This is a genomic window from Vibrio rotiferianus CAIM 577 = LMG 21460, from assembly GCF_002741985.1.
In the GTDB taxonomy this organism is placed as follows: Bacteria; Pseudomonadota; Gammaproteobacteria; order Enterobacterales; family Vibrionaceae; genus Vibrio; species Vibrio rotiferianus.
In genome coordinates, this window is the sequence record NZ_APHW01000109.1 from 15996 (window position 1) to 28522 (window position 12527).

General features: G+C 41.3%; 14 protein-coding genes and 1 pseudogene. 4 read left to right on the top strand and 11 right to left on the bottom strand.

All coding sequences use genetic code 11. The annotated features are described in order from the left end of the window. Positions 1 to 84 precede the first annotated feature (84 nt). On the bottom strand, positions 85 to 537 hold the full coding sequence (locus B853_RS24115) for an SMI1/KNR4 family protein (protein ID WP_038886702.1): 453 nt from the start codon (positions 535 to 537) through the stop codon (positions 85 to 87). A gap of 83 nt (positions 538 to 620) precedes the next feature. Here B853_RS24115 and B853_RS24120 point away from each other — a divergent pair. Beyond that, positions 621 to 1118: pseudogene (locus tag B853_RS24120) on the top strand (transposase); the annotation flags it as partial. Positions 1119 to 1350: 232 nt separating this feature from the next. Here the strand turns inward: B853_RS24120 and B853_RS24125 are convergent. Both B853_RS24125 and B853_RS24130 read right to left on the bottom strand, forming a co-directional pair. Then, positions 1351 to 1755 carry an SMI1/KNR4 family protein gene (locus tag B853_RS24125; protein WP_050568996.1) on the bottom strand — a complete coding sequence of 135 codons (405 nt, stop codon included), beginning with the start codon at positions 1753 to 1755 and terminating at the stop codon, positions 1351 to 1353. 228 nt (positions 1756 to 1983) lie between these two features. Continuing rightward, positions 1984 to 2499: a hypothetical protein gene (locus B853_RS24130; protein WP_128827034.1), complete on the bottom strand. Its 516-nt coding sequence runs from the start codon at positions 2497 to 2499 to the stop codon at positions 1984 to 1986. A gap of 378 nt (positions 2500 to 2877) precedes the next feature. On the opposite strand from B853_RS24130, the gene B853_RS24135 reads away from it, so the two are divergent. Continuing rightward, on the top strand, positions 2878 to 3840 hold the full coding sequence (locus B853_RS24135; protein ID WP_211285391.1) for a transposase: 963 nt from the start codon (positions 2878 to 2880) through the stop codon (positions 3838 to 3840). A gap of 537 nt (positions 3841 to 4377) precedes the next feature. On the opposite strand, the gene B853_RS24140 is transcribed toward B853_RS24135, so the two are convergent. Genes B853_RS24140 through B853_RS24150 form a run of 3 tightly spaced genes read right to left on the bottom strand, consistent with a single transcriptional unit; the run spans position 4378 to position 7748 of the window. Further along, positions 4378 to 4635, bottom strand: coding sequence for a hypothetical protein (locus B853_RS24140; protein ID WP_038887983.1), 258 nt, complete (start codon positions 4633 to 4635; stop codon positions 4378 to 4380). A gap of 9 nt (positions 4636 to 4644) precedes the next feature. Beyond that, positions 4645 to 4827, bottom strand: a complete 183-nt coding sequence (locus tag B853_RS24145) for a hypothetical protein (RefSeq protein WP_038887985.1) — start codon at positions 4825 to 4827, stop codon at positions 4645 to 4647. After that, complete coding sequence (locus B853_RS24150; RefSeq protein WP_160167646.1) at positions 4800 to 7748, bottom strand: RHS repeat-associated core domain-containing protein; 2949 nt, start codon at positions 7746 to 7748, stop codon at positions 4800 to 4802. Before B853_RS24150 ends, B853_RS24145 begins: the two co-directional genes overlap by 28 nt. A gap of 181 nt (positions 7749 to 7929) precedes the next feature. On the opposite strand from B853_RS24150, the gene B853_RS24155 reads away from it, so the two are divergent. Further along, positions 7930 to 8220: a helix-turn-helix domain-containing protein gene (locus B853_RS24155; protein ID WP_050569034.1), complete on the top strand. Its 291-nt coding sequence runs from the start codon at positions 7930 to 7932 to the stop codon at positions 8218 to 8220. A 70-nt stretch (positions 8221 to 8290) separates the two neighbouring features. Beyond that, positions 8291 to 8908: a hypothetical protein gene (locus B853_RS24160; RefSeq protein WP_038887988.1), complete on the top strand. Its 618-nt coding sequence runs from the start codon at positions 8291 to 8293 to the stop codon at positions 8906 to 8908. Positions 8909 to 8990: 82 nt separating this feature from the next. On the opposite strand, the gene B853_RS24165 is transcribed toward B853_RS24160, so the two are convergent. From B853_RS24165 to B853_RS24185, 5 genes are all read right to left on the bottom strand, one after another. After that, positions 8991 to 9350 (bottom strand): hypothetical protein, encoded by a 360-nt coding sequence (locus B853_RS24165; protein ID WP_050569033.1) that lies wholly within the window; start codon positions 9348 to 9350, stop codon positions 8991 to 8993. 114 nt (positions 9351 to 9464) lie between these two features. Further along, positions 9465 to 9872 carry a hypothetical protein gene (locus B853_RS24170; protein WP_038887989.1) on the bottom strand — a complete coding sequence of 136 codons (408 nt, stop codon included), beginning with the start codon at positions 9870 to 9872 and terminating at the stop codon, positions 9465 to 9467. 1007 nt (positions 9873 to 10879) lie between these two features. Further along, positions 10880 to 11422, bottom strand: a complete 543-nt coding sequence (locus B853_RS24175) for an imm11 family protein (protein ID WP_050541127.1) — start codon at positions 11420 to 11422, stop codon at positions 10880 to 10882. Between the two features lie 141 nt (positions 11423 to 11563). After that, entirely contained in the window at positions 11564 to 11785 is a 222-nt protein-coding gene (locus B853_RS26950; RefSeq protein WP_081641244.1) for an AHH domain-containing protein, read from the bottom strand. 317 nt (positions 11786 to 12102) lie between these two features. Further along, a complete protein-coding gene (locus B853_RS24185; RefSeq protein ID WP_010450549.1) occupies positions 12103 to 12516 on the bottom strand; it encodes a hypothetical protein in 414 nt (137 codons plus the stop codon). Positions 12517 to 12527 lie beyond the last annotated feature (11 nt).

A 12527-nucleotide genomic window follows, 5' to 3' on the forward strand; every position in this document is an offset into this window, starting at 1 on the left:
AGTGCCTGTCTTTGCTACTTGTCGTGTTGTATAAGCATGTGGCCTTTTTAGCAGCGCCTGTCCTTGTTAATTCCATTGCTATTTTTATTCTGTTCTAAGTTCAACATACTCTTCTAAGAACTTTTCAAAAGAATCATATATTACTCTATCAACTTTCTGCTTGAACAGGTTATAACTAACGATCTTACCAAATCCATCGGGCAATAAGTTAATACACCAGCAAACTTCATCTTCCTTTAAATATATAACAGCTAAATAATCAGGCAATCCAAAATCGCGTCTACAATAAAATGTATCAAACAGTATGCTACCATGAGATTCTGCTAGTGCATTATCAGCGATGATTCCTGATATCTCTTCTTCTACAGAGCCTCCCCCACCGACTAAGCGGAAAAAGTTCTTCAATGATTCAGGAAATATCGCTCCCAACTCCAACTCTAAGATTTCAATTTGCTCATCACTAGCCTCTCCTAGCCAAAAAATCTCATCATCAGCATTGTCATTTAAATTATCTATTAACTCAGCTATTGTTTTCATTATTACCTCACAAAAAATCTAACATCGGTCCAGGCTCTTTACCAATTACATGGTGCATAGTTGAAGGGACAGTCATCACAAAGGATGGCAAAGGCCACTTTTGGGAAAACCGCTTTAAAAGCCAAGCCCTGCTAGACGAACAGGCTCTTGCGGCAGCGATGGCGTACGTCGATTTAAATCCACTTAGAGCACGTATTGCAGACACACCAGAAGCCTCTGACTATACCTCGATTCAGGCAAGATTAGAGGCACTGAATCATCAGCAACCGACGGCACCTTGTCTTCATCCATTTATCGGCAATCCCCCCAATGAAGCCATCGACGGTATTCCATTCCGTCTGATGGACTATATCGAACTCGTTGATTGGACAGCGCGTCAATACCGAGACAACAAAGCCAGTATGGGAATACATATTCCACCGATATTACAACGTCTGAATATCAGCCAGCGAAACTGGCTGGAGGCATGCATTCAGTTAGAGCGTCGCCGCAGTACAGCTGTAGGCTGCCAAGAAAGTGCAGAACAGGCGAAGCTCAACTTGAACAAACGTCGTATACATTTACTTCGATTGGATAGCTAGCTTCCCGTCCTCCATCTTTATCATCACGCCCTAAGCTAAACAAAGAGTCAACTTGTTAGCGCTTGGCAATTCCGACTATTCATTGTCAGAGCGTAAACCCGTTCAAATATCACTCGTTACTGCCTAGATTTGGCCACTTACCTGTTGTGACAAGAACCAACCAAGGCATCGCGCAGTATAAGCATGCGACCTTTATAATAGTGTCTGTCCTTGTTATTTTCTTTATTACTTGTTAATTTTCTCTATAGTCGAGAGTCTTTCCCTTAAAATCAATTAAGAGTTGTTGCAAACTGTCAGCAGATTTCTTCATTGACTCCACGTCCATTGACCCCATATCAACTTCATAAACAAAGTCTTCATCGCTATTCATAACAAGTGCAATACCGCCGCTATTATCACCAACCATTACATAACCTGGCAAGTATTCCTGTACTTCATAATCATTATTTCTTACTTCGATTTCCTCAATCTCCAATAGGACCAACTCTTCACCACTATATAATCCATTTGATAATCTCAAAAACTGGAGGTAAGGCAGTGGTATGTCCAACTTCATTTCGGACGCTTTCTGGTCAAGCTCACGGTCACTTATTGCCCTATTCAGATGATATATTTTTTCAAGGCTAGCTCTATCCATCTTTAGGTCGCTCTTTATTCACTTAAAATATTTGTAGTTTTTTTATTGTTTTTCTAACACTTTCTTCAGGAACTCCTGCTGCTCTCATTTGTCTCGCCAGCGAGCGAATTGAAGGGACAGGTACCATAATAGATGTGACCTCTTATCTATCGCGACAAAGGTCAAAAAAATTCTCGCGCTGTATTAGCATGTGCCCTTGATAGTGGAGCCTGTCCTTGTTAATTTATCTCAATTAATAAGATACATTTTCTTTTCATTAAAAAAGTAGTAAAGATTAACCACCTCCAAACCACTCCTTTCAACAAAAAGAGTAGTTTCAATATATCCATTCTGACTTGAACGTACAACAATAGAACTAATTAAATCACCTTCATAATTATATGAATAATGAATTCTAACACAATCATCAATGTATATCCCTTCCGCTAACCTTTTCTTATCATCGAAAGCTATCTTACATTTAGAACGAACACTGCCATAATTGTCGATAACAACCGAAACATTGTCATTTCTGTCTATATACTCTTGGCTTTCAACATTTCCTTTTCGATCATAACTTTTAATTAAAAACAAATTACTTTCATCGTCATAATGATATTCAAAGGCATTAATTTTACTTGATATCTTATCTACAAGACAATCTGGCTTTAACCCAGACAATATAGCCTTGAAAGGAAGAAACCCGTCCGAAGGAAGCTTAGACCACTTAATAGTCGTAGCTTTCGCTCTCTCCACCTTATTCATAGTATCTCTGATTTTTTTTCATCCATATCACTAATTAGAAGCTCAATGCTTTCTTGAAAATTCATAAATCTACCTTGCTAATGGGAATGTTTTTCCTGTTGCTAACTCATTTTTGAGTTCAGCTAATCCAGATAAGAAGCTATCTCGATTATTCGCGTTACTAAGCTTGTCATAAACATGTTGTTTATATGCCTTACCATGTACTCCTTGGCCTTTGTGCGCAGTTGCCGTACCTCCTCGAAGTTGAAGGGACAGACACCACAAAGAATGAAATAAGTGTGGGTTGTTGATACCTCAGTCAGAGGTTGGCTCATAACAGATTGCGACGTCTTAGACTGTTTCTTAACCTGAATCGGTAATTCAACATAAGGGTATGAGATGACCACCGCGAGAAGCCAACAGATTTGTGTAGAGACAACGCCTTATTATCACTGTGTTTCTCGTTGTGTGAGGCGAAGCTTCCTATGCGGTGAAGATCCAACCACGCAACGAAACTATGAACATCGCCGTGAGTGGATAAAGCAAAAAATGTACGCCCTTTCGCAAGTCTACTGCATCGATGTTTGCGCTTATGCCATCATGAGTAACCACTATCATCTTGTGGTACATATCAATCGAGAGAAAGCCCTGAATCTATCAAACTCCGATGTCATTGCACGTTGGAAGCAAGAGCATAAATTACCTACGTTGGTCACTCGGTGGCTGTCAGGGCAACTCACTAGCCAAGCAGAAATCGATGCGTGTATAACGATTATAGAGTCTTGGCGAGAGCGGCTATGGAGCCTAAGCTGGTTTATGAAAGAGCTCAACTTTGACATCGCTTGTCAGGCAAACAAAGAAGACGACTGCAAAGGCCATTTCTGGGAAAGTCGCTTTAAAAGCCAGGCCCTGCTTGACGAACAGGCCCTTGCGGCAGCGATGGCGTACGTCGATTTAAATCCACTTAGAGCAGGTATTGCAGACACACCAGAAGCCTCCGACTTTACCTCGATTCAGGCAAGGTTAGAGGCTCTGAACCACCAGCAGCCGACGGCACCTTGTCTTCATCCATTTATCGGCAATCCCTCCAATGAAGCCATCGACGGTATTCCATTCCGTCTGATGGACTATATAGAACTCGTTGATTGGACAGCGCGTCAATACCGAGACAACAAAGCCAGTATGGAAATACATATTCCACCGATATTACAACGTCTAAATATCAGCCAGCGAAACTGGCTGGAGGCATGCACTCAGTTAGAGCGCCGCCGCAGTACAGCTGTCGGCTGCCAAGAAAGTGCAGAACAAGCGAAGCTCAACTTGAACAAACGTCGCATCCACTTACTTCTATTGGATAGCTAGTTTCCCATCCCCCACCTTTATCATCACGCCCTAAGCTAAACAAAGAGTCAACTTGTTAGCGCTTGGCAATTCCGACTATTCATTGTCAGAGCGTAAACCCGTTCAAATATCACTCGTTACTGCCTAGATTTGGCCACTTACCTATCGCAACAAGGACCAACCAAGACGACGTGCTGTTTTAGCATGTGGCCTTTATAATAGTGCCTGTCCTTGTTATTTTCTTAGAGGGCGATACAAACTCGAAGACAACTAACTTACCGTCACCCATCTTTATCTATACGCCCTAATATCAACAAACTATCTGCTTGTTGGCGCTTGGCAATTCCGACTGTTCATTGTCAGAGCTTAGTTCCGTTCCAATATCACTGGCTACTCCCTAGATTTGGCCATTTACCTATCGTGACAAGAGCCAACCAAGGCTCGCGCTGTATAAGCATGCGACCTTTATAATAGTGTCTGTCCTTGTTATTTTCTTCCGCAATCGTAGATACGAGGTGTTGATCCCGGCTATTGATTTTTGGTGCTTCAATGAGCATCTTATTCCGAAAATTCGTGACATGCATAATTTTCCCAGCTATAAGCTTTAATCGTATCCATATCTGGGTTTTCAGTTTCAAAGTCTTCAATCAATGTTAAAAAACTTTTTGAAGGTTCTTTTACTTCTGAAGGAGCAAGCCACCCATATTCACATTCTTCACAGTGTAAATACAATCTATCATTTGTAACATCTTTAGTAATAATCAGTCGACCTTGATGACACTTTGTACATTCATCGTACCAATAATAAGTTTCCATTTTTAACCTCTAATTTCCCGGGAAAGCAGTAATAATTTTATTTGAATTAGGGACAAGTTTTATATGAACACCTGTAAATAACTCTCCAGTATCCACAGATTGTCCACCTGCTCTACCTGTTAATTTACCCATAGGGACAAATAAATTACCTTCGGCATCAGGTTTTATGCCTTCTTTATGTGCTTTTTCCATGCTTCATTTGTGACATCTACACCATCACCATAAAAAACTCCATGCTGAAGTTTATCTGCGTTATCTACATTGTGTAATCGGACATGATCTTCACGTTTCTGCCCTTTATATTTACCTTTTTTGGGAACGACAGCATCCCAATCAAGGTCATGGCTTTCGCCCGCCAACCCCAGCGGGTCAACCCAATCCAGCGGGTTAAATACATACGCCTGTGGTCTTAATCCGCCCGCAAACCCGATAGGGTCTGGGCTTAGGTACTGGCCACTGTCTGCATCGTAATAGCGATTAACGTTATAGTAAAGGCCGGATTCGCGGTCTTCTATTTGCCCTTGGTAACGCAGGTCACAGTATAGCTCATCATTCTGGGCGTTTTCTCTAAAACCATGATTAGGAAGCGCATTTTTCTGTTGGTAATGTCCCCACAAGGTTTGTTCACCTTGCCAAACGACCTCGCCATGTTCGCTGCACAGCTCCTGTGGCGTACCTGCATGGTCTGTCACGATATAGTGTAACTGAGACGCTTGGTTGGCCTTGTGCGTCACCTGCGCGAGTGGGCGGAAGCTCTCTGGCTCGTAGAGATATTCGATTTCCTGAATAACACTGCCATCGGCGGTCTTTTGACTGTGCTGGACAATATTTGCCCCATCCCATAAATACTCAGTGATTCGCTGGGTGCTTAAACACTCTTTTGCGACTCGCCTGCCTAACGGGTCATACCGGTAGCGGTACCGCCCACCATCGGGCAGTTCGATATGTGTGAGCCTGTCATCCCCATTCCAAACAAAACGGGTGGTTTTTGGTCGGAAGCCGTCTTTGTATTCGGTTTTCTCGACCACGCGACCACACATGTCGTAGTGATAACGGAATCGTCCCGTATCCAATACACGGCCAGCCTTATCGTATTGGCGAGATTGGCGTTTTACTCGTGCGTCATCGAGCGACACTACATTGCTGTCACTATCACCATATTCAGTCGCAAAGCCTTGTTGGTTCAGGTTGAGTTCGCTGTCGTAACCAAACAGGTGTACAAAGCGTTGCTGGCTTTCCCAAGTCTTTTGCTGGCGTTCGGCTTGAACTTGTCCATTAGCGTTTAGGCTGAACCTCGCCTTACCACGTTTGGCATCGTCGATGCCCACCAGCCTATCGAGGGCATCATATTGATATTGGCGTAAGCTATCACCATTGCTACCGAGCTGTTGTTGCAACAGTAACCCTGTTTCACTCCACTGGTGGTGGAGGCTGAACCCCTGCTCTGTGGCGCGAGTTTGCTCTTGCCCACTGGGATGATACGCAAATTGCAGCGGGGTATGCTCGCCTACCGAGAGTTGCTGTAATTGGTGCTTAGACCATTGATATTGTCGCGCAGTTTTACTGCCTGAAGAGCCAATGCGGCGGCCATGTTCATCGTATTCATGAACGATAGGGGTGCCATTGAGGTTTTCTTCCAATAACAGCCCAGATTGGCTGTAAGCAAAGGATACCCATGCATCACCATTTTCGGTGTAGGTTAAGCGGGATGCAGCGTCGTACTCATACCAAGCTTTACCCAATTGTTGCTCGTTGTGATCGAGCGTCACCGTCTCGAGCAGTTTTCCTGAAGGATCGTAGCTGTGACTGTGCTGTACACCATCTGGCTTGATATGGCGATTCAGTCGGCCTGCCGCATCATACTGATAGTGATCGACACGGGCATCATAGTGGTGCTCGGCAGCCACTCGTCCGCCTTTATCAAAATCGTAGTACCACTTTTGACCATGAGTGTTTGTAACACCCGCAAACTCGGCTTCCGCATTGTAGTGATAATGTGTTTTGGCACCTAAAGGATCCGTCGCTTCCACAAGCCTATCAAATGGTCCATAAGTAAAGTGCTGACTATGCCCCAGAGCATCCGTCACTTTAATTAAGTTACCTTCTACATCGTATTCAAAATGCGCTTCTGTACCATCTTCATATTGAATGCGACAAGGTTGTTTGTTGTTCTTTTCGTAAAACCACTCTCGCACTTGCTTATTGTCTGTCACACGCTTTATCAAGCGACCCTGCTCGTCGTAAAACAAGTCCATACCGTAGCCGATAGGTGGCTCAACCCTTGCCAACAAACCGTTGCTATAGTACGAATAATGAGTTGTTGCGCCGTCAGCCCCTGTCACGCTTGAACGTTGGCCAAACTCGGTATAGGTAATTTGGGTTTGGTGCGCCTCTGGATCCGTAATGGCAGTTACGTCACCATACTTGTTGTATTCATAAGACCAAACCGCACCCATTGGGTTTGTGTAGCACAGCAACCAACCTTGTTCGTTGTACTCGTAGGCGTGTTCTGCACCATTTGGCTCAATGGCACTGGTTACGTTACCCCAATCGTCGTAGGTGTATTGAACGGTTTCACCGAGTGCATTCTCTTGGCTAATCAGCAGATCATCTTGCCAAACACTTTTGGTTGGATTGCCAAATTCATCAACAATTTGCAGAGGTCTGTTTTGATCATCAAGGTGAAGGGCTTGGGTGCCACCGAATGCCGTGTGATAGTAATGGACTCGGTTTTCATCATCGTAGGTGATCCCATCATCCCAATACCCACCCGCACAGCGAGTTGCAATAGCACGGCCTTTGTCGTCAAAGTCATGCTCTACCCAGGTATGAGAGAGGTCTCGCCAATAAGTTAGAAAGCCTTCTTTACTGTATTGGTAATCAAAGTTGCGTCCAGCCTCGGCACGCACTGAACTTAAGAAGCCTTGCCTACTATAACTGTATTCGGCAAGCTTACAGATTGGGGTTTTATCTGCTTTGCATAAAGTAAGTTCTTTAATGCGGTTTCTTTGTGTTTCGACTTGGATTAACCGACCATCGCAAAGTACAACCCACTTTAAACAACCACGATCGTATACAAACTGCGTAGCATTTCCATACGCGTCCTGCTGCATTGTTAAACGTAAAGTCGTACCTACTGCGTGTTCAAAATGATACTCAAGCCCGCTCTTGTTTTTTAGTATCAACTCTCCACGCTCACCGCGATGTAATCGCCATTGCGGCATCAGCTCTGAACGGGCTTTATAATAGTGCCTGTCCTTGTTATTCTTGTCCTTGTTATTCTTGCAGCAGCAGATGGCTGATGTACTGGGTGTGCATGTGAACAGTTTGAAGAAGTATGAAGCTGGTCAAGCCCAACCATCTCTGGATGCCATAAAGAAGATTGCTATCGCACTACATGTCAGTACCGACTTCTTGCTATTTGAAGAACATGAACGAGGCCCTAGTGACGATCTTGCTTTACAACTAGAAGCGATCAGTCAGATGCCTGAAGGTGAGCAGATGGTGATACTAGAAGTGTTGGAGAGTTTGATTATCAAGTATCAGTCAAGGCGCTGGGACTCAGGAAGGAAGGCTGGCAGCTAAATAAGGCACATAATATTTTTAGCGAAAGAGCTATAACAACTAAAAACATTAACAAAGATGAGATTTCACCATGGACTATGTCAAAGATCTAGAGTCAGGTTCTACGCCAAAAATACGAAAAGCAGCGCAGAGTATTATAAAAAATAACTTAAGTGGATACTGTACTTATTTGCTTAATGCCTTAACTAAAGAAATTGAAAAACCAAAAGCATGGCAAACTCAATGCCAACTAATAAAAGCTATTGGGGTTACTAATTGTGAAATGGCATTACCTTTTCTTAAAGAGCTTGTAGATAAAGACCATAAACATACGGTCTTATATCGAGAGCTAGCATTCTCCATATTCATGTTAGAAAACACATCCACGTTGAATTTAGACTTTCTTTTTGAATCAATTAAAAAAGGTAACGACCTACAGATAAGTGGTGCGTGTTCAGCCATCTTGTATAAGAAAATAATCCCTAAACAAAAAGATATAAAGAAAATAATAGCAGGTATTTCTCCGTATACAGAAGATGAAGGAATCATAATAACACCACGCTGCTATATAGCAGCAGTGGCATATCTATGGCCAAAAAACGAAGTATATGATTTTTTAGAGTCCTGTCAAAAATCAAGTTTTGCAGGACTAGTTGAGATTGCACAAGATTCGTTGTTAGGAAAAGAATCAAAAGTACAACTTATTTAAATATGAACATCAATTCCATCATTATTTACACTTGATTGAATTGTATAAATAAAAAAGGATGCCTAAACAGGCATCCTTTTTATCACTCTTCAGAAAAAGTCCAACTATCTCCAATAGACTTTCTTCGGGCTACAGAATTCAGTGGAAGACTTGAAAGCTCATTAATAGAAGCATCCATTTCTAAAATACTATTAAGGCTAACTAAAAGCATTTTATTCATGTCGTAATCATTATTACCAGCATGAAACTGCCAAATAACTCCTTCGACCTCATCAAACTCATGCGATACATAGAGAATAGGTGGTCTGTCATTAACAATATATGTAGACGTTACAACGACAACATCACCTAAAATATCAAAGCCTTGAGGAGTTGAAGGGACAGACACCACAAAGGATGTGAGAATTTTCATATTATTTATTAAATGCTTTTCATCGATCATCAGTTCTTGTTTTATCAAAAGAATTTATTTTATTTCCTCTGTTAGAATTGAAAGGACAGACACTACAAATGATGAGCATGTGGTCTTTATAGTAGTGCATGTCCTTGTTAATTTCTATTTTGAGTTTAAGTATATAGTTAGATTTTCTTCAATATCATTTAAACAATACGACACACCAAAAGTACCGTTAGGGACTATAAAAGATTGATTCTTGCCCGCCATACAAAGGAGTTCATGATCAAATTCAGCTAAATAGCCAAGGCCAATGACTGATACCTCACCGGAGGAACAAAAAACTCCAAGATCTTGGCTGCCATTCCCATCGTTAACGATCACATCGATGTTGTACAAACCATCATCAACATTAAAAATGGGTAACAACACTCTCTTTTCAACTAGCTCTCCACCATCATCTTTAGTTAAATAATCGAGAATATTATTATCACCAAGCTCATTATTCATGAAACTGATAACATCACACTTTGAATAAAGAGCGAACGCATTTAGCTCTGGAAATAACATTTTTAACACCTCTTTGGGGTTCTCAACTACTGAAGTATCATAAAAAAAGCACCCTAACGGATAAGTTAGAGGCAGATATTAGTGCCAAACATGCGAAGCTCAACTTGAACAAACGTCGTATCCATTTACTTCGATTGGATAGCTAGCTTCCCTTCCCCACCTTTATCATCACGCCCTAAGCTAAACAAAGAGTCAACTTGTTAGCGCTTGGCAATTCCGACTATTCATTGTCAGAGCGTAAATCCGTTCAAATATCACTCGTTACTGCCTAGATTTGGCCACTTACCTATCGCAACAAGGACCAACCAAGACGACGTGCTGTTTTAGCATGTGGCCTTTATAATAGTGCCTGTCCTTGTTATTTTCTGTAATTCCGACTGTTCATTGTCAGAGCTTAGTTCCGTTCCAATATCACTGGCTACTCCCTAGATTTGGCCATTTACCTATCGTGACAAGAGCCAACCAAGGCATCGCGCTGTATAAGCATGTGGCCTTTTTAGTGGTGCCTGTCCTTGTAATTTTTCTAAATTTGCCTGTTAGAGGGCGATACAAACTCGAAGACAACTAACTTACCATCCCCCACCTTTATCATCACGCCCTAAGCTAAACAAAGAATCAACTTGTTAGCGCTTGGCAATTCCTGATGTTCATTGTTAGAGGGTAAATCCGTTCAAATATCACTCGTTACTGCCTAGATTTAGTCCCTTACCTTATAGCGATAAGGACAAAGCAAAGCCTCGCGCTGTATAAGTATGTGGTCTTTTTAGTGGTGCCTGTCCTTGCTAGTTTCCCTAACCTAAACAAAGAAGCAACTTGTTAGCGCTTAGCAATTTCGGTGGTTCATTGTCAGAGCGTAAATCCGTTCAAACGTCACTGACTACTACCTAAACTTAGCCTCTTGTCTATCACGACAGAGCCAACCACGGCCTCGCACTGTATTTGCATTTGGCCTTTTAATAGTGCCTGTCCTTGTTATCTTGTTAATTTTTCTTTGACCAATGATTAACCTAAAAATTTATTTCTTGGAAGTGTAAACCATTAAAAGATCCACATTTATCTTTAAACTCTTTCGTAACTATCGTGTAACCATTTTTCTCTTTAAGTCTAAAAATTGATGATGCCCCTACCTTTTCTGAATCAAGATACAGGTCAACTATTCTCATGGATTTAGTTCCACTTCTATATGTTTTGTACTTTATATTTGATTTATTTAAGTCAATACATTCATAACAATTTACGACATGTATTGCTAAGAAGTTCCTATTCACATTGCCTTTATTATCTATGATACAAGCTGGAAAGGTTACAATTTCCTTTCCTAAAAGGCACCTAAATTTTTCAACAAAGTTCTTGCTTACCAATTGTAAACCAAGCGTCGGAAGAATGTCATAGCAACCAATTTTCCCATCAATTTCTTCAATTTCATAAAGTAGCTCTTTATTTTCTGCCACCTTACCTTGCTGCGCGTCTACATAATCAACTTCGTTTCTATCTGAGTAGCTAAAGTAGATATCTTTATAATAAAATTCTGTCAAAATATAATACATCATTTATCTTCTGAAAATTTTTATGACTTAACCACATTTAGTTTTATTCTGTCTGAGATTTTGACGCGTATCGCGTCGTAAGTCATTAACTGCATCATTATATTGTTGTTGATTCCATCCTTCTTCTTTTCCGATAGCTGATATTTAATCAAGCTCAGCCCTAATATCTTGATTGTACTGAGCGTGATCCTTATTCCAGCCATTGTGGATGCTTCTAGTCGCGTGTACAGTTCGGTCTTTTGGCAAGTAAATTAAATTACTTGTACTATCAATATCAAAATCGGCAGACTTTAATGCTGAATGATTTTTAAGCGACCTTGGTATCACATGATGATTTTGGTCGGTAATTGAAGGGACAGGCACCACAAAGAATGCTGTATAAGCATGTGACCTTTTTAGTGGTGCCTGTCCTTGTTAATTTCTCAGGTACTTGAATGGAGAAGACTGAATCAACGAATAAATCTTTTTTCCTAATAACCATTATCACCAAACTCCTTACTCACATGCTTTAGGTGGTTGGGGCTTGGCAATTCCTGCTGTTCATTGTCAGGGCGTAAATCCGCTCAAACGTCACTGGCTACTGCCTAGATTTAACCACTTTGCTATCGCAACAAGGACCAACCTAGGTGGCGCGCTGTATTAGCATGTGCGCTTTAGAGTGGTGCATGTCCTTGTTATTCATATTACCTATCAACCCTAATGTAGTTTTTGTCCTTACGACAATCTGCTCCGAGTTTTTTCATCTTCCATATTTTTTTTGCTAGATCTCCGTTTTTGTCCATGAATAAAGAAGCAATTTTAAGAGCCTCTTCGGAACGGTAGGTTTCAGGAGTAATTAGATACCAGCCATCTTTTAAAGATTCTACTTTTATTAGGTAACGCTTTTCTAGTCCTATGCGACCAGTCACTGAATCTATCTCTCTTGATGCTGAAATAATAGAAACGGAGACTACATTTCCGGGTTTTCTTCTACTACATATTGTTGCTTCGTTTCCATTTTTAGAAATTTTATGTTCCGTTAGTTCACCCAGTCTAGATTCAGACAAGATGTCCCAATGTCCATCTTCATCTGAAAAATATTCGAGCCACTCTTTCATAATTGTCTCTT

What these genes read in the sequence shown, in the direction of transcription:
- B853_RS24150 (WP_160167646.1), bottom strand. Translation starts at nt 7,748, where the DNA reads ATGCAGCAGGACGCGTATGGAAATGCTACGCAGTTTGTATACGATCGT.
- B853_RS24155 (WP_050569034.1), top strand. Translation starts at nt 7,930, where the DNA reads ATGGCTGATGTACTGGGTGTGCATGTGAACAGTTTGAAGAAGTATGAA.
- B853_RS24185 (WP_010450549.1), bottom strand. Translation starts at nt 12,516, where the DNA reads ATGAAAGAGTGGCTCGAATATTTTTCAGATGAAGATGGACATTGGGAC.
- B853_RS24170 (WP_038887989.1), bottom strand. Translation starts at nt 9,872, where the DNA reads ATGTTATTTCCAGAGCTAAATGCGTTCGCTCTTTATTCAAAGTGTGAT.
- B853_RS24135 (WP_211285391.1), top strand. Translation starts at nt 2,878, where the DNA reads ATGACCACCGCGAGAAGCCAACAGATTTGTGTAGAGACAACGCCTTAT.
- B853_RS24145 (WP_038887985.1), bottom strand. Translation starts at nt 4,827, where the DNA reads ATGGAAAAAGCACATAAAGAAGGCATAAAACCTGATGCCGAAGGTAAT.
- B853_RS24140 (WP_038887983.1), bottom strand. Translation starts at nt 4,635, where the DNA reads ATGGAAACTTATTATTGGTACGATGAATGTACAAAGTGTCATCAAGGT.
- B853_RS24165 (WP_050569033.1), bottom strand. Translation starts at nt 9,350, where the DNA reads ATGATCGATGAAAAGCATTTAATAAATAATATGAAAATTCTCACATCC.
- B853_RS24130 (WP_128827034.1), bottom strand. Translation starts at nt 2,499, where the DNA reads ATGAATAAGGTGGAGAGAGCGAAAGCTACGACTATTAAGTGGTCTAAG.
- B853_RS24115 (WP_038886702.1), bottom strand. Translation starts at nt 537, where the DNA reads ATGAAAACAATAGCTGAGTTAATAGATAATTTAAATGACAATGCTGAT.
- B853_RS24125 (WP_050568996.1), bottom strand. Translation starts at nt 1,755, where the DNA reads ATGGATAGAGCTAGCCTTGAAAAAATATATCATCTGAATAGGGCAATA.
- B853_RS24160 (WP_038887988.1), top strand. Translation starts at nt 8,291, where the DNA reads ATGGACTATGTCAAAGATCTAGAGTCAGGTTCTACGCCAAAAATACGA.
- B853_RS24175 (WP_050541127.1), bottom strand. Translation starts at nt 11,422, where the DNA reads ATGATGTATTATATTTTGACAGAATTTTATTATAAAGATATCTACTTT.